This window comes from Nonomuraea sp. NPDC005501, assembly GCF_040605905.1.
GTDB lineage: Bacteria > Actinomycetota > Actinomycetes > Streptosporangiales > Streptosporangiaceae > Nonomuraea.
The window spans coordinates 101,648-126,718 of record NZ_JBEXDT010000002.1; the positions used below are offsets into that span (position 1 = coordinate 101,648).

General features: G+C 72.3%; 27 protein-coding genes. 21 read left to right on the forward strand and 6 right to left on the reverse strand.

Translation table 11 applies throughout. The features are described 5' to 3' along the window. Entirely contained in the window at positions 1-1,005 is a 1,005-nt protein-coding gene (locus tag ABZS51_RS02430; protein WP_310706938.1) for an anion permease, read from the forward strand. On the opposite strand, the gene mshD is transcribed toward ABZS51_RS02430, so the two are convergent. Next, positions 971-1,903, reverse strand: a complete 933-nt coding sequence (mshD, locus tag ABZS51_RS02435; RefSeq protein ID WP_355435136.1) for a mycothiol synthase — start codon at positions 1,901-1,903, stop codon at positions 971-973. The two genes, ABZS51_RS02430 and mshD, sit on opposite strands and share 35 nt — an antisense overlap. Positions 1,904-2,011: 108 nt before the next feature. Here mshD and ABZS51_RS02440 point away from each other — a divergent pair, with 108 nt between their 5' ends. Then, positions 2,012-3,793, forward strand: a complete 1,782-nt coding sequence (locus tag ABZS51_RS02440) for a bifunctional metallophosphatase/5'-nucleotidase (RefSeq protein WP_355435140.1) — start codon at positions 2,012-2,014, stop codon at positions 3,791-3,793. A gap of 51 nt (positions 3,794-3,844) precedes the next feature. Here the strand turns inward: ABZS51_RS02440 and ABZS51_RS02445 are convergent, their stop codons facing one another. Next, complete coding sequence (locus ABZS51_RS02445) at positions 3,845-4,537, reverse strand: response regulator transcription factor (RefSeq protein WP_310706935.1); 693 nt, start codon at positions 4,535-4,537, stop codon at positions 3,845-3,847. Between the two features lie 175 nt (positions 4,538-4,712). Here ABZS51_RS02445 and ABZS51_RS02450 point away from each other — a divergent pair, with 175 nt between their 5' ends. The 11 genes from ABZS51_RS02450 to ABZS51_RS02500 all read left to right on the forward strand — a co-directional run bounded on the left by ABZS51_RS02450 (position 4,713) and on the right by ABZS51_RS02500 (position 12,307). Then, complete coding sequence (locus tag ABZS51_RS02450; protein WP_355435144.1) at positions 4,713-4,964, forward strand: MoaD/ThiS family protein; 252 nt, start codon at positions 4,713-4,715, stop codon at positions 4,962-4,964. An 86-nt stretch (positions 4,965-5,050) separates the two neighbouring features. Further along, a complete protein-coding gene (locus ABZS51_RS02455) occupies positions 5,051-5,725 on the forward strand; it encodes a DUF2993 domain-containing protein (protein WP_355435147.1) in 675 nt (224 codons plus the stop codon). 149 nt (positions 5,726-5,874) lie between these two features. Then, entirely contained in the window at positions 5,875-6,387 is a 513-nt protein-coding gene (locus ABZS51_RS02460; protein ID WP_310706932.1) for a sigma-70 family RNA polymerase sigma factor, read from the forward strand. Beyond that, a complete protein-coding gene (locus ABZS51_RS02465; protein ID WP_355435374.1) occupies positions 6,387-7,232 on the forward strand; it encodes a zf-HC2 domain-containing protein in 846 nt (281 codons plus the stop codon). The genes ABZS51_RS02460 and ABZS51_RS02465 overlap by 1 nt, the downstream gene beginning before the upstream one ends. 124 nt (positions 7,233-7,356) lie before the next feature. Next, complete coding sequence (locus tag ABZS51_RS02470) at positions 7,357-7,734, forward strand: thioredoxin family protein (protein ID WP_355435377.1); 378 nt, start codon at positions 7,357-7,359, stop codon at positions 7,732-7,734. Positions 7,735-7,912: 178 nt separating this feature from the next. Then, positions 7,913-8,326 (forward strand): DUF4395 domain-containing protein, encoded by a 414-nt coding sequence (locus ABZS51_RS02475; RefSeq protein ID WP_310706930.1) that lies wholly within the window; start codon positions 7,913-7,915, stop codon positions 8,324-8,326. Next, entirely contained in the window at positions 8,323-9,162 is an 840-nt protein-coding gene (locus ABZS51_RS02480) for a sulfurtransferase (RefSeq protein ID WP_355435151.1), read from the forward strand. Before ABZS51_RS02475 ends, ABZS51_RS02480 begins: the two co-directional genes overlap by 4 nt. Further along, positions 9,159-9,461, forward strand: coding sequence for a DUF1416 domain-containing protein (locus ABZS51_RS02485; protein WP_310706928.1), 303 nt, complete (start codon positions 9,159-9,161; stop codon positions 9,459-9,461). The genes ABZS51_RS02480 and ABZS51_RS02485 overlap by 4 nt, the downstream gene beginning before the upstream one ends. A gap of 153 nt (positions 9,462-9,614) precedes the next feature. Then, complete coding sequence (locus tag ABZS51_RS02490) at positions 9,615-10,166, forward strand: sigma-70 family RNA polymerase sigma factor (protein WP_355435156.1); 552 nt, start codon at positions 9,615-9,617, stop codon at positions 10,164-10,166. Further along, on the forward strand, positions 10,163-10,906 hold the full coding sequence (locus tag ABZS51_RS02495) for a methylated-DNA--[protein]-cysteine S-methyltransferase (protein WP_355435159.1): 744 nt from the start codon (positions 10,163-10,165) through the stop codon (positions 10,904-10,906). The genes ABZS51_RS02490 and ABZS51_RS02495 overlap by 4 nt, the downstream gene beginning before the upstream one ends. A 183-nt stretch (positions 10,907-11,089) precedes the next feature. After that, complete coding sequence (locus tag ABZS51_RS02500; protein WP_355435162.1) at positions 11,090-12,307, forward strand: hypothetical protein; 1,218 nt, start codon at positions 11,090-11,092, stop codon at positions 12,305-12,307. 4 nt (positions 12,308-12,311) lie between these two features. Here the strand turns inward: ABZS51_RS02500 and ABZS51_RS02505 are convergent, their stop codons facing one another. Genes ABZS51_RS02505 through ABZS51_RS02515 form a run of 3 tightly spaced genes read right to left on the reverse strand, consistent with a single transcriptional unit; the run spans position 12,312 to position 14,544 of the window. Next, positions 12,312-13,238, reverse strand: coding sequence for a hypothetical protein (locus ABZS51_RS02505; protein ID WP_355435164.1), 927 nt, complete (start codon positions 13,236-13,238; stop codon positions 12,312-12,314). Between the two features lie 8 nt (positions 13,239-13,246). Continuing rightward, positions 13,247-13,891: a hypothetical protein gene (locus ABZS51_RS02510; RefSeq protein WP_355435166.1), complete on the reverse strand. Its 645-nt coding sequence runs from the start codon at positions 13,889-13,891 to the stop codon at positions 13,247-13,249. Beyond that, on the reverse strand, positions 13,888-14,544 hold the full coding sequence (locus tag ABZS51_RS02515) for a hypothetical protein (protein ID WP_355435169.1): 657 nt from the start codon (positions 14,542-14,544) through the stop codon (positions 13,888-13,890). The genes ABZS51_RS02510 and ABZS51_RS02515 overlap by 4 nt, the downstream gene beginning before the upstream one ends. 177 nt (positions 14,545-14,721) lie before the next feature. On the opposite strand from ABZS51_RS02515, the gene ABZS51_RS02520 reads away from it, so the two are divergent. From ABZS51_RS02520 to ABZS51_RS02535, 4 genes are all read left to right on the forward strand, one after another. After that, on the forward strand, positions 14,722-16,743 hold the full coding sequence (locus ABZS51_RS02520) for a hypothetical protein (protein ID WP_355435172.1): 2,022 nt from the start codon (positions 14,722-14,724) through the stop codon (positions 16,741-16,743). Between the two features lie 70 nt (positions 16,744-16,813). After that, positions 16,814-19,912, forward strand: a complete 3,099-nt coding sequence (locus tag ABZS51_RS02525) for an ATP-binding protein (protein WP_355435175.1) — start codon at positions 16,814-16,816, stop codon at positions 19,910-19,912. 114 nt (positions 19,913-20,026) lie between these two features. Next, the gene (locus ABZS51_RS02530; RefSeq protein ID WP_310706916.1) at positions 20,027-21,256 is read left to right on the forward strand and encodes a MurT ligase domain-containing protein; all 1,230 of its coding nucleotides are present in this window, start codon (positions 20,027-20,029) and stop codon (positions 21,254-21,256) included. Continuing rightward, positions 21,246-21,965: a glutamine amidotransferase gene (locus ABZS51_RS02535; protein WP_310706915.1), complete on the forward strand. Its 720-nt coding sequence runs from the start codon at positions 21,246-21,248 to the stop codon at positions 21,963-21,965. Before ABZS51_RS02530 ends, ABZS51_RS02535 begins: the two co-directional genes overlap by 11 nt. A gap of 41 nt (positions 21,966-22,006) precedes the next feature. Here ABZS51_RS02535 and ABZS51_RS02540 read toward each other — a convergent pair whose 3' ends face one another. Further along, the gene (locus tag ABZS51_RS02540; RefSeq protein WP_355435180.1) at positions 22,007-22,369 is read right to left on the reverse strand and encodes a DsrE family protein; all 363 of its coding nucleotides are present in this window, start codon (positions 22,367-22,369) and stop codon (positions 22,007-22,009) included. Between the two features lie 53 nt (positions 22,370-22,422). Between ABZS51_RS02540 and ABZS51_RS02545 the strand changes: the two genes are divergently transcribed. The 4 genes from ABZS51_RS02545 to ABZS51_RS02560 all read left to right on the forward strand — a co-directional run bounded on the left by ABZS51_RS02545 (position 22,423) and on the right by ABZS51_RS02560 (position 24,890). Continuing rightward, positions 22,423-22,911 carry an FABP family protein gene (locus ABZS51_RS02545; RefSeq protein WP_310706913.1) on the forward strand — a complete coding sequence of 163 codons (489 nt, stop codon included), beginning with the start codon at positions 22,423-22,425 and terminating at the stop codon, positions 22,909-22,911. Then, positions 22,908-23,207 (forward strand): DUF2470 domain-containing protein, encoded by a 300-nt coding sequence (locus tag ABZS51_RS02550; RefSeq protein WP_310706912.1) that lies wholly within the window; start codon positions 22,908-22,910, stop codon positions 23,205-23,207. The genes ABZS51_RS02545 and ABZS51_RS02550 overlap by 4 nt, the downstream gene beginning before the upstream one ends. Positions 23,208-23,508: 301 nt before the next feature. Continuing rightward, the gene (locus ABZS51_RS02555) at positions 23,509-23,922 is read left to right on the forward strand and encodes a Fur family transcriptional regulator (RefSeq protein ID WP_355435184.1); all 414 of its coding nucleotides are present in this window, start codon (positions 23,509-23,511) and stop codon (positions 23,920-23,922) included. Positions 23,923-23,951: 29 nt separating this feature from the next. Then, positions 23,952-24,890 (forward strand): glycine cleavage T C-terminal barrel domain-containing protein, encoded by a 939-nt coding sequence (locus tag ABZS51_RS02560; RefSeq protein WP_355435187.1) that lies wholly within the window; start codon positions 23,952-23,954, stop codon positions 24,888-24,890. Positions 24,891-25,071 lie beyond the last annotated feature (181 nt).

Here is a 25,071-nt window from a genome sequence, read left to right on the forward strand (position 1 = left end):
GTGGACCTCACGCTCGCCCTCGTCATCGGCGTGGTCGTCGTGGCGCTGGCCTTCGACTACACCAACGGCTTCCACGACGCGGCGAACGCCATCGCGACCTCGGTCTCGACCCGCGCCCTCACCCCCAGGGCGGCGCTGTTCATGGCCGCGGCGATGAACTTCATCGGCGCCCACCTCGGCACGCAGGTGGCCCAGACCGTCGGCAAGGGCATCATCGACGCGCCACAGGGCTCGCACGGGCTGGTCATCGTGGCGTCGGCCCTGGTGGGCGCGATCGTCTGGAACCTCATCACCTGGTACTTCGGCCTGCCCTCCTCCTCCAGCCACGCGCTGATCGGCGGCCTCGTGGGCTCGGCGCTGGCCTCGGCCAGCGTCGTCCACTGGGACGGCGTGCTGGAGAAGGTCGTCGTCCCCATGATCCTGTCCCCGCTGCTCGGCTTCACGCTGGCGGCCGCGATCATGATCGGGATCTACTGGATCTTCCGGCACGCGCAGCCGGGCAAGACCAACCGCGGCTTCCGCTACTCCCAGACCGTCTCGGCCGCCGCCATGGCGCTCGGCCACGGCCTGCAGGACGCGCAGAAGACGATGGGCGTGATCTTCCTGGCGCTCGTGGTCGGCGGCTACGCCGGGGAGCAGGACCCCATTCCGCAGTGGGTCATCATCTCCGCGGCGAGCGCGATCTCCCTCGGCACGTACGCCGGAGGCTGGCGCATCATGCGCACGCTCGGCCGGCGCATCATCGCCCTCGACCCGCCGCAGGGCTTCGCGGCGGAGGCGGCGGCGGCGACGGTCCTCTACACCGCGGCGATCGGGTTCGGCGCGCCCATCTCCACGACCCACACCATCACCAGCGCCATCATGGGCGTCGGCTCGACCAAGCGGCTGTCGGCCGTGCGGTGGGGCGTGGCGGGCAACATCGTGACCGGCTGGATCCTCACGATCCCGGCCGCGGCGCTGGTGGCCGCTCTCACCTACTTCGCTCTGCACTGGGTGGTGGAGTAGCGGCGTACATGACGTCGGCGTCCCAGCGCGCGAACCCCAGCGCCTCGTACAGCCTGATCGCGGCCGTGTTCGTCTCGTCCACGTAGAGCATCGCCTGCGCGAGCCCGCGCGAGCGCAGGTGGCTCAGTCCGGCCAGTGTGAGCGCCTTGCCGAGGCCGGTGCCCTGCTGGGAGGGGTCGACGCCGACGACGTACACCTCGCCGAGCGGCTCGTGCCCGTGGTCGGAGGATCCGTGGATCTTCGTCCAGTGGAATCCCACGAGCCGCTCGCCCCGTACGGCCAGGAAGAACCCGGCGGGGTCGAACCACGGCTCCCGCTCCCGCCTGAGCAGGTCGTCCAGGGTCCACGCGCCCTGCTCGGGGTGGTGGGCGAAGGCCGCGGCGTTGACCTTGAGCCACTCCTCCTCGTCCTGGCCGGGCCTGAACGCCCGTAGCCGCACCCCGTCGGGCAGCGTGTACGGCCCCAGGGGGGCGTACAGCGACCGGCGCATCTGCCAGAGGGACCGCACCCGCCGGAGCCCCAGGGAGGCGGCGAGGGCCCCGGCCCCGTCGTGGTCGCCGTGCGCCCACAGCCGCAGCCGCCCGCCGGCCTCGCAGAGCACGGCCCCCAGCAACCGCCGGCCGTGCCCCTCGCGGCGGTGGGCCGGGTGGACGACGAGCTCCCCGCTCGGCCCCTCGACCTCGTCGGTGGGGTCCACGTGCGCGTACCCGGCCAGGACGTCGCCGGCGTACAGCAGCACCGACCGCGCGTGCGGGTCGCCGCCGTAGCGCAGGTGGAGCATGACGTGCTCATTGAGCGGGCGGACGCCGTCGGCCTCCGTCGCCGCCTCGACGAGCGAGAGCACCTCGGTGATTTCCTGGTCAGAGAGCCGTTGCCGGACTTCCACGCGTGCCGTCACAGATCGAACTCTAGGCGTACGACTGGCAAAACGCGCCATGCCACCGGCGGGTGAATCGTTACCTTTGCGACATTGGCCGCAAAGCTTCGCACCGTAACGTCTTGGGCCATGATGTCTCGTTCCCTCCTCCGGCTCGCGGTGGCCGGAGCCGTCGCCACCGCCTCGGCCCTGCTGGCCGCGGTCCCGGCGGACGCGAAGCAGGCCCCCCGGACGGTTCCCGTCCGTCTGCTCGCCCTCAACGACTTCCACGGCAACCTCGAACCCCCCACGGGCTCCTCCGGACGCATGGTCGACGAGACCGGCGCGACGGTGGATGCCGGCGGAGCCGCCTACATCGCCACCCACATGAAGGCCCACACCGACAAGAACACGATCGCGGTGGCGCAGGGCGACCTCATCGGCGCCACCCCGCTGATCTCCGCGGCCTACCACGACGAGCCGTCGGTCGAGTTCCTCGGCAAGCTCGGGCTGAAGGTCGCCGCGGTCGGCAACCACGAGTTCGACGAGGGCTACGCCGAGCTGCGGCGCATCATGAAGGGCGGCTGCCACCCGGTCGACGGCTGCTCGCCCGCCGGGGAGTGGAAGGGCGCCCAGTACGACTACGTGGGCGCGAACGTCCTGTTCAAGAACCGCGGGGAGAAGACCGACGCGCTGGCGGCGCTCGGCGAGCAGCCCGCGGTCCGGAAGCTGCTGTCCGACTGGGGCGTTCCCGCGCTGCCGCCGGTCAGCGTCAAGTGGATGAACGGCGTGCCGGTCGGCTTCATCGGCCTGGTCACGCAGACCACGCCGGGCATCGTCACGGCCGAGGGCATCAAGGACCTCAAGTTCGTGGACGAGGTCAAGGCCGCGAACGTCGCCTCCAAGGTGCTCAAGGTCCTCGGCGTCAAGGCCCAGGTCGTGCTCGTCCACGAGGGCGACCAGGTCAACGCCGGGCAGTCGCCCGACGCGTGCAGCGCCGTCCCCGGCGCCGGCAACCGCATCGCCACGCAGGTCGACCCCGAGATCGACGTGGTGCTCAGCGGTCACTCGCACCAGGCGTACCTGTGCAAGGTCAAGGACCCGGCCGGCCAGGACCGCCTCTACTCGCAGGGCGGCTCGTTCGGCCGCGTCATCACGCAGGTGGACCTGAACGTGGACGTCCGCACGCGGGACGTCGTGCGCTCCTCGGTCGTGGCGGACAACCACGTCGTGACGCGCACGGTCGAACCGGACCGGGATGTCTCGGACTTCGTGAAGGCATGGAAGGACCGGGTCGCGCCGGTCGCCAACAAGCCCGTGGGCCGCATCACGGCCGACATCCCGAACACGGGCGGGCCGAGCGGCGAGACGCCGCTGGGCGACCTCATCGCCGACGCGCAGCTCGCCGCCACCAGGACCGGCGGCAACGCGCAGGTCGCGCTCATGAACCCGGGCGGCGTCCGCGCGCCCCTCACCTACGCGGGCTCGTCGGCCGGTGAGGGCCCCGGCGTCGTGACGTACGGCGAGGCGTTCACCGTCCAGCCGTTCAACAACCTCATGCAGGTGGTCACGCTGACCGGCGCGCAGCTCAAGACGGTGCTGGAGCAGCAGTTCACCGGTGGGCCCAACAACCAGGCGTTCACCAAGATCCTCCAGCCCTCGGCGAACCTGACCTACACCTACAGCACGTCCGCCCCGTGGGGTTCGAAGGTGTCGGACATCCGCATCGACGGCGCCCCCGTCACGGACACGCAGCAGATCCGCGTCGCGGCCAACAACTTCCTGGTCGGCGGCGGTGACGCGTTCCTCGCCTTCAAGGACGGCACGGACCTCTGGAGCGGGCCGCTGGACATCGACGCGTTCGTCGAGCACCTCGGCAAGGACAACCCGATCGCCCCGCCCGCCACCGACCGCATCACGGTGACGAGCTGACCCACCGCTGAGGCCCGCCCAGCGAATGGGCGGGCCTCCGCCATGTCCGGGTCAGACGTGGGCCGGGTCGGTACGGTCCGGGACGAAGCGGTAGCCGACGTTGCGGACCGTGCCGATCAGCGACTCGTACTCCGTGCCGAGCTTGGCCCGCAGCCGCCGCACGTGGACGTCCACCGTCCGCGTGCCGCCGAAGTAGTCGTACCCCCACACCTCCTGCAGCAGCTGCGCCCGGGTGAAGACCCGGCCGGGGTGCTGGGCGAGGTACTTGAGCAGCTCGAACTCCTTGAACGTCAGGTCGAGCACCCGCCCGCGCAGCCGGGCCGTGTAGGTGGCCTCGTCGATGGACAGGTCGCCGCTGCGGATCTCGTCGGGCACGTCCTCGCCGCCGGCCTGCGAGATGCGGCCGGTCGCCATGCGCAGCCGCGCCTCGACCTCGGCCGGTCCGGCGCTGTCGAGCAGCACGTCGTCGACGCCCCACTCGGCGGTCATCGCGGCGAGCCCGCCCTCGGTGACGACCACCAGCAGCGGGCAGTCGATGCCCGTGGTGCGGATGAGCCGGCACAGGCTCTTGGCGTGGACGAGCTCCTTGCGGGCGTCCACGAGCACGGCGTCCACCGGTGGCGCGTCGATGAGAGCGGACGCCTCCGCGGGGGAGACACGGACCGAGTGGAGCAGCAGCCCCAGCGCCGGAAGCACCTCGGAGGACGGCTCGAGGGCGTTGGTCAGCAGGAGCAGGTTGCTCATTTCGGCCTCCTCAAACGCGCAAGGACCCGGGGGCTACATCGCCCAGGTCCTGTAGGGGAGGATAACCCACGCGAATGTCGCGTCCATTGGGCGTCCATCAGATGAACAGCGTTTTACCTGCGACGACGGTGTTAAGGATGTCGCACAATGGCAGAGCTACGAGTATGAGGTTGCCATGGCCACTGGAAAAGTGCGGTATTGGGCCGCGGCGAAGGAAGCGGCGGGTGTCGCCGAGGAGCCGTTCGAGGCGGCGACACTCGGCGAACTCATGACGAACATCACACGGGATCGCGCCGAACTCGCCCGGGTGGTGAGCCGTTCCTCCTTCCTCGTGGACGGCTCACCGGTCGGCAAGCGTCCGCATGACGCCGTGGTCCTCGGCGAGGGGGCGACGGTCGAGGTGCTGCCGCCCTTCGCGGGCGGATGACGACTTCGCGGTGAGCACGCGGCCCGGCGGGGAAGGGGCATTGCAGTCGATAAGCTCATGATCCGTGGCCTGAGACAGGGAGCCCGATGCGCAAGCTGCTCGTTTTCCTGATCGTGCTGGGAGTCCTCCTCGCCGTCGTCGACCGGGTGGCGGTCGCGGGCGTGGAGCGGGACCTGTCCAACCGGATCGCGGCCTCCGCCGATCTGGACCGGCAGCCGGAGGTGTCGATCGAGGGCATCCCGTTCCTCACGCAGGCCGTCTCGGGCCGCTACCCGGAGGTGCGGTTCGATCTGGGCACGCTCACCTACGGCGGCGTGCCGGTGAAGAGCCTCCAGGGCGTCGCCTACGACGTGACGGCGCCGCTCGCCGACGTGATCCAGAACCGGGCCGACGTCAGGGCCGGACGGCTGACCGTCCGGGGCACCCTGACCAGGGCGACGATCGACAAGTACGCGCCCAAGGGCGTCAAGATCAGCGGGAACGGCTCGCGGCTCGTCGCCTCGGGTGAGGTGGCGGTGGGCGTGACCAAGGTCAAGTTCGACGCCGAGATGCAGGTCGAGGTGGCCGACGGGGGCATCCTGCTGCGGGCGCAGAAGATCGAGGGGGTGCCCGACACGCTCGCCAAGCTGGTCAGCTACACGATCCCGTTCAAGGGCGATCTGCCGTTCGACGTGAAGGTGACGGGGGTGCGCAATGTGGCGGACGGGCTGGAGTTCTCGGCCGAGGCGAGGGACGTGCCGCTCAGCGGCCAGAAGCTGTGACCCGGCGCCGGCGCCCGGCGGGCTGACCGCCGGGGAAGCCGCCTTCGGGAGAGGGCCCGGTGGACGGCTCGTCGCGGGATGACGACGCGGCGCGTGACGGACTTCCGCGCGGCGTTGAACCAGCCCGCCCGCCCGTACGTGATGAGGGCGTGAGTCCAGCAGGCACCGCCGACGAGGAGCTCGTGCGGACCCTTTTCGACGAGCACGCCGGGCCGCTCTACGGTTACGTGCTGCGACTGACCGGCGACGCCGGACGGGCGGAGGATGTGGTGCAGGAGACGCTGCTGAGGGCGTGGCGGCACCCCGACGCGCTGACCGACCGGCCCATCCGCGCCTGGCTGTTCACCGTCGCCCGCAACCTCGTGGTCGACCAGCACCGCGCGCGCCGGTCGCGCCCGCAGGAGACCGGCGACGAGGCGCTGGCCGTCGTCCCCGCGGACGACGAGCTGGAGCGGGCGGTCGAGTCGTGGGCCGTGGCGGAGGCGCTGGCCGCGCTGCGGCCCGAGCACCGCGAGGTGCTGTTGGAGGTCTACTACCGGGGGCGATCGGTGAAGGAGGCGTCGGCCACGCTGGGCATACCGCCCGGCACGGTCAAGTCGCGCACCTACTACGCGCTGCGGGCGCTGAAGCTCGCCCTGGAGGAGCGGGGGCTGGCGCCGTGATGACGTGCGAGGAGGCGCGGATCGCGCTGGGCGCCCACGCCCTGGGCGCGCTGGAGCCGGACGAGGCGCTGGAGGTCGACGCCCACCTGGCGGGCTGCGAGGCGTGCGGCGCCGAGCTGGTGGAGCTGGAGGGCGTGTCGGCGTTCCTGGAGAAGGTGTCCGAGCGTGAGGTGCAGCTGGTGACCAGCCCGCCGCGCCAGGTGCTCGACCGGCTGCTGAACGCGCGCGTCAAGCGCCGCCGCAGAGGGCGGATGCTGATGGTGGTGGCCGCCTCCGCGGCGGCGATCGTCGCGGGCGGCGGCGTGTGGACGGCCGTCGTGAACCAGCCGGGCACGACGGCGTCGGCCCCGGCGTCCCGGCCTGACGAGGGGGCGTCGAGAGCTCGTGACGCCGCCCCCTCGGCGAGTGACGCGCCGCGCGCGAAGGCGACCGAGGAGCCGCGGGCCAAGGCGCGGGACGACCAGCCGAGGGTGCTGGCCGAGACTCGTCCGGAAGCGAGCGGGTCGCCCAAACCGGACCGCCGGTCCGCCGCGGAGCAGGAGTTCTCCGGCCAGAACAGGTCCACCGACGCCTACGCGAGCGTGGCGGCGTTCCCCGGCACGCACGGGACGGGGATCTCCGTGCGTGTGTCGGGGGTGCCGACCGGCACGACGTGCCGGCTCGTCGTGGTCGGCCGGGACGGGCGGCGCGACGTCACGGACGGCTGGACGGTCAACCGGGCGAGCTACCAGGACAAGCCGGTCTTCGCCGGCCGGACGTGGATCCCGATGGGCGACATCGCGCGGTTCGACGTGATGGACGTCTCCTCGAACCGGGTGCTGGTCACCGTCAAGGTGCCGAGCTGAGGCGGGCGGAAGGAATCCGGGGCCGCCGTGGTTGCACCTGGCGATGACAGGCGTGTGGGTGGTGCTGGTCGTGCTGGCGCTCGGTACGGGGATCGGGGTGGTACGGCTGCGCCGCGACGGACGCATGCGCGACAGGGCCGGCGACCGGCTCACGGCCGACGTGCTGGGAGCACCCCTGGGGCCGAGGGCGACGCTCGTGCAGTTCTCCACCGCGTTCTGCCAGCCGTGCCGCGCGACGCGGCGGATCCTGGCGGACGTGAGCGCGCTCGTGCCGGGGGTCGCGCACGTCGAGATCGACGCGGAGTCACGCCTGGACCTGGTGCGGGAGCTGGACATCCTGCGCACGCCGACGGTCCTCGTCCTCGGCCCGTCGGGGGACATCGTGAAAAGGGCCTCCGGCCAGCCGCGCAAGGCCGACGTGCTGACCGCCCTCGCCATCGCCGTGCCACCGGGCGAAACGCCCTCCGGGACGCCGTCGTCTCAGGAATCGGACGAGATGTGACAGATGGCGAGACGACGAGTAGTGTCGTCGGCATGAACCTTTCGACAGAGCTGCTGACGAAGCGGCGGGCAGTTGATTTCTGCCGCGTCGCGACCGCGCTCTGTCGCGCTGCCTGAGGACGGTCTCGCGCGGACTTCCGATCCGCCCCAACCCGACCCCCTTCAGGGAGCATCTCTCGATGCGTGCCGACCCTAGAGCGCTGCGCTTCGGCGCGGCCGTCACCACCCTGGTCCTCGCTCTCGTCCTCGTGACGGGTAGCGCCTGGCTGCTCGCCGCGCAAGCGGTGGTGTTCGCGCTGGGTGTGGCCGGTCGCTCGCCGTACGGGATGGTCTTCCGGGCGCTCGTCAGGAGCGCGCCGAAGGTGACGGAGGACGCCCGCCCGCCGCGTTTCGCGCAGGGGGTGGGGCTCGTCTTCGCGGTCGCGGGACTGGCCGGACTTCTCGCCGGGATCACGCCGCTGGCCCTCGGGGCCACGGCAGCGGCTCTCCTCGCCGCATTCCTCAACGCAGCCTTCGGACTCTGTCTCGGCTGCGAAACGTACCTGCTGATTCGCCGTCTATCGCCCGCCGCCACATGGGAGGTTCACCAATGAGCCGCGCCGCCGTCCTGGTGGATGCCGACTGGGTCGAGGCCAACCTCGACACGCCAGGTGTCGTTCTCGTCGAAGTCGACGAGGACACCAGCGCCTACGACAAGGGCCACATTCGTGGCGCTGTCAAGATCGACTGGAGGCAGGACCTCCAGGACCCCGTCCGCCGTGACTTCGTCGACAAGACCGGGTTCGAGACGCTGCTGTCCGAGCGTGGCATCTCCAACGACGACACCGTCGTGCTCTACGGCGGCAACAACAACTGGTTCGCGTCCTACGCCTACTGGTACTTCAAGCTCTACGGCCACGACAACGTCAAGCTGCTCGACGGCGGCCGCAAGAAGTGGGAACTCGACTCCCGCGAGCTGGTCAAGGACGTCCCGCAGCGCGACAGGACGCAGTACGTCGCCCAGGACCAGGACGCCGCGATCCGCGCCTTCCGCGACGATGTCGTCTCGGCCATCGGCAAGCTCAACCTGGTCGACGTCCGCTCGCCCGACGAGTTCACCGGCAAGCTGCTCGCGCCCGCCCACCTGCCGCAGGAGCAGGCGCAGCGCGGCGGCCACGTGCCGACCGCCCGCAACATCCCGTGGTCCAAGGCGGCCAACGACGACGGCACGTTCAAGGCCGACGACGACCTGCGCGCCCTCTACCAGGAGGCCGGCGTCGACTTCGGCAAGGACACCATCGCCTACTGCCGCATCGGCGAGCGCTCGGCGCACACGTGGTTCGTGCTGCACGAGCTGCTCGACCAGGGCAACGTCAAGAACTACGACGGTTCGTGGACCGAGTACGGCTCGCTCGTGGGCGTGCCGATCGAGCTGGGGGAGGCCCGATGACCACCGCGCAGGGATGCGGAGCCCCGGAGCAGACGATCGCTCTGCCCGCCGGCATCGACCTGACCAACCAGGCTGTGATCCAGGGTGTGGTCACGGGCGTCGGCACGGCCTACGCCCGGCTGCTCGACCACTCCGGCGAGTTCACGGGTGAGGTCGTCGTGTCCGACGACGGCGTCTTCCGGTTCTTCGCCGCGCCGGGCGACTGGACCGTGCGCATCATCGCGGGCGGCGGCGTCACCCGTGACGTCCAGGTGGAGGCCAAGCTGGGCGAGGTCTCCCAGCTCGCCGTAGCCGTCTGAGCTCTTTGAACGCCGGCTGAGCCCGGTGAACGAAGGACCCGCGCCGACACCGGCGCGGGTCCTCTCGGTTTTCCGGCTCGGTTTTCCGGCGAAACAGCGGGTGCCGGGTGCCACCGAACGGGTCGTGGCGGTGTTCGTGTAGATGTGAGTCATATGGACTGTCTCGACCCGGTGCAGAAGGCGCTGCTCGACGACCTCGACGCGGGCTTCGCCGAGCTGTACGGCGCCCACCGCGACGTCGTCTTCTCGACGGCGCTGCGGCTGAGCGGGCGCTGGGCCGACGCCGAGGACCTCACGGCCGAGACGTTCCTGCGCGCGTACCGGGCGCTGGCCGGCTACGACCGGGAGCGTGTCGCGGCACTGCGGACGCGTCCCTGGCTCCTGACCATCCTCATGAACATCTGGCGCAACTGTGCCCGCGCCAGGTCCCGCAAGCCGCCACCCGACCTCCGTGAGGAGCCCGTCGACGTCGTCGATGCCCGTGAGGGCGTCGAGGACGCGGCGGTGCGCCGCGAGACCGGCGAGGAGCTGGCGGGGCTGCTCGCGCTGCTGCCGGACGAGCAGCGCGCCGCGGTGGTGCTCCGGCACGTCGCCGACCTGCCGGTCAGCGAGATCGCCACGATGCTGCGGATCCCGCAGGGCACGGTCAAGTCACACGTGTCGCGCGGGCTGAAGCGGCTGCGCGCGCTAGGAGGTGCCCGATGAACCAGGATCCCCTGCTCGACGAACTCGCCGGCCTGGCCGTGGAGGCGCCCGCGGGGCTGCTCGACCGGATCGCGGCGCGCTGGACGGTGCTGCCGAGCCCGATCGGGGAGCTGTCCGTGGCCTGGACCGGGCAGGGCGTGGCCTACGTGCACCACGGCGACGGGTTCGCCGCGGCCTTCCGGTCACGGTTCGGCCGGCCGCTGGTGGCCGCCGCGAGGCCGCCGGCGGGGCTGGGGCCCGCGCTGCGCACCGGGCGGCTGTCGGGGCTGCCGCTCGACCTGGGAGGGCTGGGCGGCTTCCAGAGGGACGTGCTGCGGGCCGTCCAGGAGATCCCGCGCGGCGAGGTCAGGCCGTACGCGTGGATCGCGGCCCGTGCCGGCCGGCCCAGGGCGGTGCGCGCGGTCGGCACGGCGCTCGCCCGCAACCCCGTGCCGTTGCTCATCCCCTGCCACCGGGTGACGCGCTCGGACGGGGTCGTGGGCGAGTACGTCTTCGGTGCGGCGGCCAAGGAGCGGCTGCTGCTGGCCGAGGGCGTGGACCTGGGGCGGCTCGGCGGGCTGGCCAAGGAGCGGGTGTTCTACCTGGCCAGTGACACCACGGGCGTGGTGTGCTTCCCGACCTGCCACAACGCCCGGCGCATCACGGCCGCGCACCGGCACGGCTTCCGCACGCTCGACGCGGCCCGCACGGCCGGCTACCGCCCGTGCCGCACGTGCCGTCCGGACGCCCTGGCCGGCTGAGCGCCGGCGGGGCGGCCGGGGCGGGCTGAGGGCGGACTGGGGGCGGTTGGGCGCGGGCTGGGGCTGCGGCGAAGGGGGCAGGCCGCTACGATTCACCAGATGTCAGGTTCGTCTGGTGTGGCGGCACCACCCCGACCTGCGCCTTCACCGGCCCGGAAGCTGCCGTCGCCGTTCTCGCTGCCCGTGCACGCCCTTCGCCTGCTCGGGCGCTGCGTGCTGCCACTCGTGCTGTGGTTCGCGGCGGGGGAGGCCGTCCGCTTCGCGCTGCTGTACGGCGCCACCGAGGTGGCCTACGGCGACTTCCGGCAGGTCCGGCTGGTGGCCACGATCACGCTGCTCACCCTGGTCGTCCTGGCGGCGCTGACCGTGGTCACGGGCATGCTGCACACACTGCGCGGCGCCCTGTGGGAGATGCGCGCACGGACCGCCGAGGGCGCGGAGGACGAGCGGTTCTTCACCGCCCTGGACCGGGTCGCCCCCGCCTTCGCCGTGCTCTACATGGCCTGGGGCTTCCAGACGGAGGACGCCCGCGACCTCCAGCAGATGGACCTGTTCCACCACTTCTACGACATGACCGACGCCGCGTTCTTCGGCGAGAAGTCGAGCGTCGGCCGCAGCCTCCTCGACCTCGACTGGCGGGTGTCGGTCGGCACGATGGTGGTCGCGTTCGGGCTGAAGACGCTGTTCGCCCGGCTGGTGGAGAAGGGCGGCGGGCGTTTCTACGGCTTCGCCGCCGCGTTCTCCGAGTTCGCGTTCGTCTTCTACGGGCTCAACGCCACCGTGGCCGTCGCGGACGCGCGGTCGGAGTGGGTGGACCACCGCACCGTGGTCGTCGGCACCGAGAGCCTCTGGACGAAGGCGCAGGACGCCGTGCCCGTCCTGAAGGCCGTCACGACCTGGTTCGGCGACGTGTGGCCGTTCCTCCTCGACTCCATCGCCATCCCGCTGGCCTGGCTGACCGTGGCGATGCTGGTGTTCGGCGCGTACGCCGACGACACCCGCACCATGGTCAGGGGGACCCGGTTCGAGCGCGGCATCGACCGCCTGGAGAGCAGCCACGACCTGACGAAGCGGTCGTTCGAGCGGGTCACCGGCGGGTTCCAGGAGCGCTGGGTGCCGCTGGTCAACTCCCTGCGACTGGTGATCAGGGGCGGGGCGCCGCTGTTCGGCATGATGTGCCTGTGCTACGTGGCCGTCGCGGTGGGCGCGCAGTACGCCGACCGCGCGGTCCGCACGCTCGTCGGGTCGGAGGTGGAGTGGGCGTGGGCCTACCTGGAGCCGCCGCTCTCCTTCGGCCGCGACCTGCTGGTGACCGTGGTCACCATGGCGCTGCTGGCCGCCACCTTCGACCTCGCCGCCACCCGGGCCCGCCTGCGCGGACAGGCGTTCACGACGGAGTGAGCCGCTAGCGCCGGAACCGCAGCACGTCCACGTCCGGCTTGGACGTCCTCCGCTTGAACAGGTCCTTGGTCGGCGTGTCGGCGCGGTAGCCGCTGGGCCGGAACGACAGCTCCACCTCGCCGGCCACCCCGGCGGGCACCACGGCGAGCCCCTCCAGCGCGTACTCCTTGCCGACCTCCAGCCGGTCGGTCGGCCGGTCGCCCGCCGCGAGCTCCACGACCCAGGTGCGGCCCGCGCGGTCCTGGAGCCGCACCTCGTCCGGCTTCGCGGTCATGGTGGCGCTCCCGGGGTCCACGACCTTCTCCGAGATGTCCACCTTGAGCCAGGCGACGCTGTCGCCGTGCTTGCTGCCCGGCGGGGCCTCGGTGGGCGCGAGCGACGCCTTCCACTCGATGCCGTACACGGTGCCGGCCTGCCCGGGCGCCACCGGCACGAGGCGCGTCTCCGTGGACGCGACCTTCTCGTAGAACAGGTAGCCGTCGTACGTGGTCGCGCCCACCGCCACGGCGACGCTCACCAGCGCGGCGGCGGCCACCAGCAGGAGCCGGCCGCGCCTCCGGGGACGCGACGCGGCCTCCTGGGGCGGGCCCTCCGGGGACGGGGCCTCCCGGGGCGGCGCCGGAGGGAGGCGAGGCGGAGGAGGAGGCGGGAGGGGCAGGCTGTCCGGTACGGCCGGCAGCGGCTGGGTGACCCCCTCGACGGGCTCGGGCGGCACCGGCGGCCACACCTGCCGGTCGGGCCAGATCCGCGACCCCGACCCGGGCCTCGGCCGCGCGGGCCGCAGCCCGCCTCCCTGACCGGGCGGGGCAGGCCGCGGCGGCATCCCCTGGGGCGGCATCCCCTGGGGCGGCGGTCCCTGGCCGTTCCGGGCCGCCCCGTTGGCGGGGCGGGGGTTGCGGGGCGCGAACCAGTCGCGGTCGTCTGCGCTCATGTGCCCGATCACTTCTTGACGAGGGAGTAGACGTCCTGGGGCTTGGCGGCGAGGTCGCGGGCGGCCTTCTCGTCGAGCCCCAGGTCGATCTCCACTTCCGGCTGGTACGGCTCGACCACGACCGACGGCGGCAGCCCGAACACCACCTTGGCCCCCGGCAGCGCCGAGGCGGGCACCTCGAAGAAGTACCGCCCGGTGACCCAGATGTCCGGCTGCACCCAGGTGGCGGCCATCGTGAGCGTGCCGTCCACCCGGTCGGTGGCGTCGAAGCGGTGGCCGTCGGCGGTCAGCAGCGTGGGCTGGCCGAGGTGGTACGGCTTGAGGCTGGACTTGGCGGCGGCGTTGACGACGAGGAACAGGTTGTCCGTCTCGACGGTCTCGGTGCTGCGGGTCTGGATCGCCCTGGCGACGGTGAAGGAGTCGAGCCGAACGTGGAAGCGCCGGGCGTCCACGTCCTGCCCCTTGTCGCCCGTGTACGTCAGCGGGGCCCCGGTGTCGTTCTCCGTCAGCGCGAGGGTCTGCAGGCCCACGGCGCCGCCGGCGAGGAGCAGGCCGAGCAGCGTGTTGAGCGCCCGCGAGCCGCCCCGCCCGGAGCCGGTGCGGCGGGCGCCCCGGCCGTCCGAGGCCGCCGCGCGGGGCTGGACGGCCGTCATGCCGTGGCGTCTTCCTGGACGGGCAGGGTCACCTGCGCCTTGACCTCGGGGACGAGCTTGTCCCCCTCGTCCTGGGTGATCATCGTCCACCTCTCGGACGGGTCGTTGAACCCGGCCACGTACTCGTACGAGCCCACGTCCAGCGTGACCTTCTCCGGCGGCTTCCGGCCATCCTTGAGCTGGTACCGGACGATGACCGTGGTCTTGATCCCCGGGTGGAGCTGCCCGGTCTCGCCGCCCTTGGCCAGGGCGAAGGCGAACGGCCCGGAGTCGGCCGGGAAGGGCGGGCTGATCTTGACCAGCGAGCTGCCGAACGAGTCGCCGTAGCCGGCGTTCTCCTGGCTCGGGGGCACGCCGACGGAGGCGGTGTCGTCGCCGCGGTTGGTCACCTCGAAGACCAGCTCCACGAACCGCTTGTCCTGGTCGAACTGCGTCTGGGCCTTCTCCAGCCGCACCCGCGACTCGACGAAGCGGGTGGCGAACCGGCCCTGGTCGAGCACGGCGCCCTTGCCGAGCTGGGGAGGGGCGTCCGGAGCCTCGCTGAGGCCGCCCGCGAGGGCGGTGACGCCGAGGGCCGTGACCAGCACCAGGGCCACCGCCGGCACCACGACCGGGCGCCTGGGCCTGCCGCTGCCGCCGGAGGGTTCGGTCATGGGTAAGGATGGTAATAGGTCACGCTTGTCCCATCCGCCGCTATCCTCCCAACGGGCCGGTCCAATTGCCGAGAACCCTGCCGTAGAAGGGGTTCTAGCTCATACGCTGTCACGGAGCGGGCGGGACAAGCCTCTACTACTAACGACATATCGCGGCCGGAGGGTCACGTGGTGGACGTGCATCCTGAGCATGCGCAGCTCCAGGCGGACCGCATCTACCTGGGCTGGCAGTACATCCTGCTGCACCCGGACCCCGGTCCGCCACCGAAACGCCCCTCGCCGGCCGAGGAGCCGCCGCCCGCGCGCCCCGACCCCGACGTGGCCCGCCGCAAGCGCATGCAGGAGGACATGCTCAACCGGCCGGTACGGGTCTTCCGGCTGTTCATGGTCGTGCTGACGCTGCTCATCCTCGCGCTGGCCGTGGCCGGCCTCCTCCAGTGGAAGTTCGCGTTGCTCGGCCTGGTCGCGGCCTGCGGCGTGGCGATCATCTGCAGCTACGCGCTCGTCCAGGGCGACCGGGCGGTCCGCTACCGGATCAGCGAGCAGCAGGCCCGCGATGACCGCCGGCGACAGGAACGTGACAAAGAGCTGTTCCGCGCCCAGGAGGAGCACGCCCAGCGCTACCGCGAATGGCAGCGGCTCAAGGAGCGCCATGACCGCCAGCTGAGCTGGTACGCCGTCGCCGTGCCCGACGAGATCGACCGCATCGACGTCGCCGGTGGCACGCTGCCCGGCTGGTCGGCGCTCGTCACCCTGCTCGGCGCCACCCGCCTCTACAGCGGCGGCCATCTGACCGTGCTCGACCTGTCCGAGGGCGCCATCGCCAAGGACCTCGTCGAGCTGGCCCGCCGGGGCGGCGACGACCCCCTGGTCTGGGTGCTGCCCGTGGACCTGCCCCGCCTCGACCTGGGGGCCACCCTCAAGCCCGAGGCGTTCGCGGACGTGCTCGCCCACGTCGTCAGCGTCAGCGAGGAGCACCGCACCACCCGCGACCTCAGCTTCGACAACGCCATCCTGGAGCGCGTCCTGGAGGTCCTGGGCGAGAACGCCACGATCAGCCAGGTCACCGCCGCGCTGCGGGCCCTGGCCCAGGTCGGCGACCCGCGCGACGACCTCAGGTACGGGCTGATCACCGCGACCCAGCTCGAACGCATCGGCACGCTGTTCGGGCGCGGCGTCAGCGACCGCGTCGTCATCGAGCGGGCCTGGGCGCTGGAGTCACAGCTGCGCAAGCTGGAGACGCTGGGCACGGAGGCCGTGCGGCTGCCGCCCGCCCGGCTGCGGGTGGTCAGCATGGACCGGCAGGCCGGCGTTTTCGGCAACCGGGTGCTCGGCACGTACGTGGCGACCGCGCTCACCCACATCCTGCGGCAGTCGCCCGCCTCCGACCGGCCCTGGTATCACACGATCATCGTCGCGGGGGCCGACAAGCTCCGCGGTGACGTGCTCGACCGGCTCATGGACGCCTGCGAGACCTCCCGTACGGGGCTCGTGCTGACGTACCGGTCGCTGACGCCGCCCGTGCGGGAGCGGCTGGGGCGCGGCCACGCCGCGGTCGCGTTCATGCGTCTCGGCAACGCCGAGGACGCCCGGGTGGCGAGCGAGCACGTCGGCACCGAGCACCGGCTGGAGCTGGCCCAGCTCACCGAGACGATCAGCGAGTCGCTGCCCGGGGTGGACGGCGGCTACACCTCCACGATCGCCGAGGTCGAGGGCCGGCACGAGGAGCACGGCGACAGCGCCACCGACCTGGCCGAGGACATCACCGAGTCCACCGAGTGGGGCCGCACGACCGGCAAGATCGGCGAGAAGGAGCGGGTGCTCCAGCGCTCCCGGGAGTTCCTCGTCGAGCCGCACCAGCTCCAGCAGCTCCCCACCACCTCCGTCATCGTCACCGACGCCACCGCGCAGGGCCGGCGGGTCCGCCTCGCCGACGCCAACCCGGCCATCCTGACCTTCCCCAAGACGACGCTCGGCGAGCTGGACGACGTGCGCGACGCCGTGCTGGCCCTCGACGGCGAGCCGGGGACCGGGGAGGGGCACCAGGAGGCCGGGCAGGAAGGCCGGCAGGGGAAGCCGCAGCGCGGCGCCGGGCGGCCGAGCGAGCACGCGGGGACGCCCGGACGCGACGCCTCCGAACCGCCGCCGAACCTCGGTCCGCCCCCGCCACGCCTCGACTGGCGCAAGGGCAGGCAATGAGATGGTCAATGTCAAGGCGACGGGCTGACGGTCGGCCGATTTTACTAAGAGCCGTCTGTGGGGGGATGCAATGCAGCCGAGTGTTTCGCTGAGCGGGCCGTGGTATCGGATCCAGTCCATCGCCGCACCCTCACGAAGCTCGTCGGCGGAGTGGGACTTCGTCACCGTGCTTCCCGCCGTGCTGTCCGCCGCCCAGCGGGACCGGCCGTTCGCCATCGGATGGCTCTCCCGCGGCTCCGGCGCGCCCCTGGAGCTCATCACGAACGCGGGCCCGCTGTCGCCGCCCCGGCAGCCGCGCCGCGCCACCGACACCCCGGAGGCGCCGACAGGGCCGCAGCCGCTGCTGTTCCCCGGCGGGGCGCGCGGGGTCCAGCTCGGCGAGGAGTACCTGGCCGACCTCGCCGACCTGGTGTGGACGCCGTGTCCGGGCCGGCAGGCGCCGCCGCTGGGCGGACGCCGGGAGTTCGACCCCGACGAGCTGAAGCGGCCCACGCTGTTCGAGTCGACGCTGATCACGCTCATGTCGCGGCCGTTCGCCTGGCTGGTCGTGGCGGAGCCGACCGGCCTGCTCGACGCCGAGGTGGCCCACCTGCGCACCCAGCTCAACGTGCTGCGCCAGTACGGCGACGCCTCCGAGCGCTCCCGCTTCGACGCCGAGCGGGCCGAGCGGCGCATGCAGGAGCTGGACGCGTTCCGCGAGGCCGGGCTGTGGAACGTCCGGGTGCTGGCCGGCGGCGCGACGGCCGAGGAGCTGCGGCAGATCGCGCCCGTCCTCGTCGGCTCCGTCGAGATGAGCCACCACCCCTACCGGCTGCGCAGCGCCCAGGGGGCCGTCCACACGCTGGCCGAGGCGCTGGCCATCACCATGCAGGACCCCGCCGACGGGGCCGCCGCGCCGTTCGCCGCCACGGCCGGGGCACTCGCCGCGCTGGCCGGGCTGCCCAGGCGCGAGGTGCCCGGCGTGCGGGTGCTCGACTCGGGCTTCTTCGACGTGACGTCCGAGGCCGACGGCGGGGAGCTGGAGCTGGGCGAGATCCTCGACGGGCAGGACCGGGGGGTCGGCTCGTTCCGGGTGCCGCTGGCCACGCTGAACCGGCACGCGTTCGTCACCGGCGCCACCGGCTCGGGCAAGTCGCAGACCGTCCGGCACCTGCTGGAGCAGCTCAGCGGGGCCCGCATCCCCTGGCTCGCGATCGAGCCCGCCAAGTCGGAGTACGCCGCCATGGCCGGCCGCGTCGAGCAGTTCGGGCCCGTCACCGTGATCAACCCGTCGGCGCCCGCCGGCGTGCCGTTCAGCATCAACCCCCTCGAACCCGAGCCCGGCTACCCCGTCCAGGCGCACATCGACATGGTCAGGGCGCTGTTCATGGCCGCCTTCGACGCCGAGGAGCCGTTCCCGCAGATCATGTCGCTGGCGTTGCAGCGCGTCTACGAGGCCACCGGCTGGGACGTCGTGACCGGCGGCGCCGTGCCCGGCTCCAAGGTGCCGCCCAGCGTGCCGACCCTGGAGCTGCTCCAGCAGCACGCGATGGACGTGATCAAGGAGATCGGCTACGGCCGCGAGGTCCAGGCCGACGTCGAGGGCTTCATCTCGCTGCGGCTGCGCTCGCTGCGCGTCGGCTCGGCCGGGCGCTTCTTCGAGGGCGGCCACCCGGCCGACATCGGCGGTCTGCTCCGGCGCAACGTGGTGCTCGCCATCGAGGACGTGGCCAACGACGAGGACAAGGCGTTCCTCATGGGCACGCTCATCATCCGCATCGTGGAGCACCTGCGGATGCGCGCCCGGCAGGAGAAGTCCACCGGGCTGCGCCACGTCATCGTCATCGAGGAGGCGCACCGGCTGCTGCGCGACCGCGGCGCCGGCCGGGCCGCCACGCACGCCGTGGAGCTGCTGGCCGGCATGCTGGCCGAGATCAGGGCGTACGGCGAGGGCATCGTCGTGGCCGAGCAGATCCCCACCAAGCTCGTCGCCGACGTGGTCAAGAACACCGCCCTCAAGGTCGTCCACCGGCTCCCGGCCGAGGACGACAGGCAGCTCGTCGGCGCCGCCATGAACCTCAGCGAGGAGCAGTCCCGCCAGGTCGTCTCGCTCCAGCCGGGCTCCGCGGCCGTGTTCGCCGACGGCATGGACCGGCCGCTGCGCGTGCGGGTGCCGCTCGGCGAGTCGCGCGAGCGGCTGGTTGCGAGCCCGCCCCCGCCGATACGGGGACGCCGGTCGGCCGCGTGCGGCAGCCAGTGCCGTACCGGGCAGGCGTGCACGCTCGTCGAGCTGCGCGAGGCCGACGTGCTGGCCGACGCGCCCGACTGGGCGTGGCTGCGCGTGTGGTGCGACACGGTCGTGCTCGCGTTCGTGACGAACCGCCCGATGCCCGGCGTGCCGCGCGCGCTCGCCGCCGCCTGGTCGGAGCTGCCGGTGCGGCGCGGCGAGTGCCTGCTCGCCACGCTGGTCGAGCGGTCGGTGCGGCGGCGCGCCTGGTCGCTGCGGAGCTGGCTCGACCCCGCCCTGCTCACGGAGAAGGCCGCGGAGCGCGCCACGCGGTTGCTCGCCGCGCTGGACCGGGGCGGCGAGCGTCCCGGCACGGCGTGGGTGATCCCGCAGGTGCGCTGGCTGCACGAGGTGGACCGCCTCTTCCCGTACGGCCGGCCCGCGCCGGACCTGCGCAGCCCGGCGCCGCCCATGGAGTACGCCCTGTTCGGCGACACGCCCGGCGGCACGTCCCGTGACACATTCCCCGGGACGCCCAACGGGACGCCTGCCGGCACGCCCAGGGACACGCCCGACGGAGTCGCCGGGAACCCCGCCGCGAGAGCCTCGGCGGTGGCCACCGCGGTGGCCGGCGCGGTGGCCGCCGTCCCGGGCGCCGCCGCCCCGCACGGCGAGCTGCTGGGCCACCGCGCCAAGGCGCTGCGCCACCACCCCCTGTCCATGGCCATCGAGCACAACAGGGCCCTGGCCTGGCGGGTCATCCTCGGCGACGACGAGAACGAGGGTTTCCAGCGCGACATCATGAACGTCGCGATCGGCATGGAGCCCGCCGCCCGGCTGCGGCACGTGGGCCAGACCATGGGAGCCGGGTGGCTGGAAGGCGTGCTGTCCTGGCCGGGCCGCTTCGTGCTGCCGTTCGACCACGGAGGCGTGCCCGAGCTGCCCTTCGCCGGCACGCCCTAGCCGTGACTCGCCGGACACGCCTCGCGCTCGCGGCTGTCCGGCTCCGGCCGCGCCGGGCCGCGTTTTCGCGTGCGTATCCAGACCAACGGCCGACGCGGACTAGGATTCTGTGCCATGACCCAGCTTCCACTGCGGGCCCAGCTCGCGAGCGCCCTGGGCCGCAGCGCCGCCACGCTGTCCAGGATGACCGGGCGCGGTGACGGCTCGGTGATCGGCGGCCGGGTGGGCCTCATGCTCGAGCCCGACCTTCTCCGCAAGCTGGCCCGCGACCGCAAGCTCGCCCTGGTCAGCGCCACCAACGGCAAGACGACCACCACCCGGCTGATCACCTCCGCGCTGCTGGAGATGGGCGAGGTCGCCACCAACGTGTACGGCGCCAACATGCCGGCCGGCCACGTCTCGGCGCTGTCGCAGCACAAGGACGCTCCCTACGGCGTGCTGGAGGTGGACGAGAAGTACCTCCCCGAGGTCCTCGACACCACGGGCGCCAGCGTGGTGTGCCTGATGAACCTCAGCCGCGACCAGATGGACCGCGCGGCCGAGATCTGGCTGCTGGCCCAGAAGTGGCGGCGGGCGCTGTCCGGCAAGCCCACCCACGTCATCGCCAACTGCGACGACCCCCTCGTCACCTGGGGCGCCTCCACGGCCGCCAAGGTCACCTGGGTCGCGGGCGGACAGCGGTGGAAGGAGGACTCGTGGTGCTGCCCCGAGTGCGGCGGCCCCCTGGACCGCAAGGACGCCGACTGGGCCTGCCGCGAGTGCACCTTCCACCGGCCGGAGCCGCAGTGGATCCTCGACGACGACGCGGTCGTCGACCCGCGCGGGCAGCGGTGGCTGCTCGACATCCAGCTTCCCGGCCTGGCCAACCGCTCCAACGCGGTCATGGCGCTGGCGGTGGCCGAGGCGTTCGACCTGCCGGTCGAGCGGGCGCTGCCCCGGCTGCGCGAGGTCACCTCGGTCGCCGGCCGCTACACCACGGTCGAGCGTGAGGGCCGCCAGGCGCGGCTGTTGCTGGCCAAGAACCCGGCGGGCTGGCTGGAGGCGTTCGACGTCGCCGACCCGCAGCTGCCGATCATCCTGTCGGTCAACGCCCAGGGCCCCGACGGGCGCGACACGTCCTGGCTGTGGGACGTCGACTACCGCGTGCTGCGCGGCCGGCCGGTGTTCGTCACCGGTGAGCGCCGCCTCGACCTGGCGCTCCGGCTGGACGTGGCGGACGTGCCGTTCGCGGTGTGCGAGACGTTCTCCGAGGCGCTCGCCATGCAGCCGCCCGGCCGCGTCGACGTGATCGCCAACTACACCGCCTTCCAGCAGATCCGATCGGAGTTCGGCCGTGCCGTCTGACAGCGCCCTGCGCATCGTCTGGATCTACCCCGACCTGCTGAGCACGTACGGCGACCAGGGCAACGTGCTGGTCCTGGAGCAGCGCGCGCAGCGGCGCGGCATCGAGACCGAGACCGTGCACGTGCGCTCGGCCGACCCGGTGCCGGAGACGGGCGACATCTACCTCATCGGCGGCGGCGAGGACCGCCCGCAGATCCTCGCGGCCGCGCGCCTGCGCCGCGACGGCGGCCTGCACCGCGCCGTCAACCGGGGCGCCACGCTGCTGGCGGTGTGCGCCGGCTACCAGATCATGGGCAGCACGTTCGGCGGCGAGGAAGGGCAGCCGGTCGACGGGCTCGGCATCCTCGACATCGCCAGCGTCCGCGGCCCGGCCCGCGCCGTGGGCGAGCTGGTGGCCGAGGTCGACGCCGGGCTCGGCCTGCCGACGCTGACGGGCTTCGAGAACCACATGGGCGTCACCCGGCTCGGCCCCGGCGTCAAGCCGCTGTCGCGCACGGTCAAGGGCGTGGGCAACGGCGACGGCTTCGAGGGCTGCTACGCGGGCCACGTCGTCGGCACCTACCTGCACGGCCCGGCACTGGCCCGCAACCCGGCGCTGGCCGACCTGCTGCTCTCCTGGCGGGTCGGCGGCCAGCTCGCCCCGCTCGACGACACCCGCTACGAACAGCTCCGCCAGGAGCGGCTCAACACGGTCCTCGCCGCCGGCTGACCCGTCCAGCGCGGGCCGCCGGAAGGAGTCCTGGAACCGGGCTAGTACACCAGCGCCTGGGCGCCCTCGGCGACGGCTTCCTCCACGAAGGTGGGCGCGCCCGCGATGCGGACACCCTCGATGAGGTCGTCGACCGTGATGTCGCGCCGGGCCGCGCACTGCGTGCAGACCGTGACCCGCCCGCCCGCGAGGACGGCGTCCAGCAGGTCCGTCAACGGAGCCGCGTGGGGCAGGCCGAACTCCTTGGCCCGCCCCGGGAGCGCGAACCAGGAGGACTCGCCGGTCAGCCACAGGGAGACCGGAACTCCGCTCGCCAGCGCGGCGGCCGCGACCGTGAACGCCTGGTTGCAGCGCTCGGGCGCGTCGGCCCCGGCGGTCACCTTGATCACCAGTGATCGTGCCATGCCCGCCACACTAACGCCCGCGCCCGCACGCGCGGCCACTAGGGTTGGGGGACATGGAAGAACCTGAGATGCATCCCGATCTGGAGCCGATCGCCTTTCTCATCGGCAGGTGGGAAGGCGCGGGTGTCGGGGGCTATCCGACGATCGACAGCTTCAACTTCGGCCAGGAGATCGAGTTCGGCCACAACGGCAAGCCGTTCCTGTCGTACGTGAGCCGGACCTGGCTGCTCGACCAGGACGGCAACCGGGTCAGGCCGCTCGCCACCGAGTCCGGATACTGGCGCCCGCAACCGAACCGGCAGGTCGAGGTGGTGCTCGCCCACCCCACCGGGGTGGTGGAGATCTACGTCGGCGAGGTCGTCTTCCACAAGATCGAGCTGCAGACCGACGTGGTGGCGCGCACCGTGACGGCCAAGGAGTACACCGCGGGGCGGCGTCTGTACGGGCTGGTCAAGGGCAACCTGATGTGGGCCTACGACATGGCGGCGATGGGGCACCCGCTCACGTCGCACATGTCGGCCGAGCTGAAGAAGGTGGCATGAGCGGCGGTCCGTTCACCGCGGAGGCGGTCGAGGCGATCAAGCGCCACATGAACGACGACCACGGCGACGACGCGCTGCTCATCGTGCGCGCGCTCGGCGGCCGGCCGGAGGCGAGCCGCGCGGTGACGAGCGGTGTCGACGGCGAGGCGATCGAGTTCACGGTCGACGGCGGCGAGCGGGTGCGCGTGCCGTGGCGCGAGCCGCTGACCGAGCGGGCGCAGGTGCGCACGGCCGTGGTGGAGCTCTACCGGCGGGCGTGCGAGGAGCTGGGCGCGGAGCCGCGCGGCGAGCACTGAACCCGGCCGGGAGGGACATGAAAAAAGGGCCCCCGGGCGTGCTCCGCTCCAGGTCGAGCGGGCTGGATGGACCATGGACGGGATGGGATTCCCGCCCTCCAGCCGCCGGGGGCCCCGGTGGTTGCCTCGTATTCGCCGAACGGCGCGAGACGGGGCGTCCGCGTCGTCAGCGGACAACCACCTCGCTAGCCCAACTATGAATCACCATTGTTTGGACCACCTCCTTTCCGCGTACTCACGAAGTTATGCGGTCCTCCGCGAGGAGGGCAAGCGATTAAAGCTGCGGCCGTAGACTCGGGGCATGACCGAGACGCAGTGGCACGAGGAGCTCCGCGCCAAGGGTTACCGGGTGACTCCCCAGCGGCAGCTGGTGCTGGAGGCGGTCAAGTCGCTGGAGCACGCCACCCCGGAGGAGATCTGCGCCAAGGTCCGGGAGACGGCGCGCGGCGTCAACATCTCCACCGTCTACCGCACGCTTGAGCTCCTGGAGGAGCTGGGCATGGTGACGCACACCCATCTCGGGCACGGCGCGCCGACCTACCACCTGGCGGCCGAGGCGGACCACGTCCACCTGGTGTGCCGGGGCTGCGGTGAGGTGATCGAGGTGCGGCCGGAGCTGGCGGAGGGGCTAGTGCGGGGGCTCGACGAGGAGCTGGGGTTCGCCGCGGACGTTCATCACCTGACGGTGTTCGGGCGCTGCCGCCGCTGCCGCTGACGGTTCGGCCAGCGGATAATCTGGACGGCATGCGTAGCCCTCTGCTGGACCTTCACGGAGCCGTCGCCGCCGAGGCCCCGGACGCCGACGTCGCCGCCCACTACGGTGACCTGTTCGCCGAGCAGCGCGCGCTGGTGCGGGGCGAGGCCGTGGTCGACCGCAGCAACCGCGAGGTGGTGCGGATCTCCGGCGCCGACCGGCTGAAGTGGCTCAACGACCTGACCTCGCAGAAGCTCGACACCCTGGTGCCCGGTCAGTGGACCCGGACGCTCGACCTCGACCTGCAGGGCCACATCCTTCACCACCTGACGCTGGTCGACGACGGCGAGAGCGTGCTGGCGCACGTCGAGCCGGGCACCGCCGACAGCCTGGTGGGCTACCTCGACCGGATGCGGTTCATGCTGCGGGTGGAGGTGTCGCGGGCCGACGACCTCGCGGTGCTGTCCACGGCCACCGAGGACTTCCTGGTGCCCCGCAGCGAGCTGCCGGAGCACCTGGGCCGGCCGCTGGCGGGGCTGTGGGCGTACGAGGCGCTGCGGATCGAGCGGTTCGAGCCGCGGCTGGGCTTCGAGACGGACCACAGGACGATCCCGCACGAGATCGGCCTCATCGGCACCGCCGTGCAGCTCGGCAAGGGCTGCTACCGCGGTCAGGAGACGGTGGCCCGGGTCCACAACCTCGGGCACCCGCCGCGGCGGCTGGTGTTCCTGCACCTGGACGGCAGCGTCGACACGCTGCCGCCGCACGGGGCGCCGGTGATCTTCGAGAGCCAGGAGGTGGGCACGGTCGGCTCGTCCGCGCGCCACCACGAGCTCGGGCCGATCGCGCTGGCGGTGGTCAAGCGCACGGTGCCGGTGGACGCGCCGCTGCTCGCGGGCGGCGTCGCCGCGTCACAGGAGGTCGTCGTCCCCCCGGACGCGGGCCGCAACGTGCAGATCGATCCGGCGCTCAGGCGTCGTGTTCGATAGACCCTTTTCTGCCACGGCGCAGCTATCTGCCACGGCGCAGCTTTCCGTTAGGGCACAGCTATCTGTTACGGCACGGCCAAGGAAGGCGCCACCCGCCGCACGGGGCTGAGGGCCTCCAGGGGAACGGCCGCTGACCGGGTGACGGCGGGCCGCCGTCACGTGCGCATCCTGGGCCGTCGCA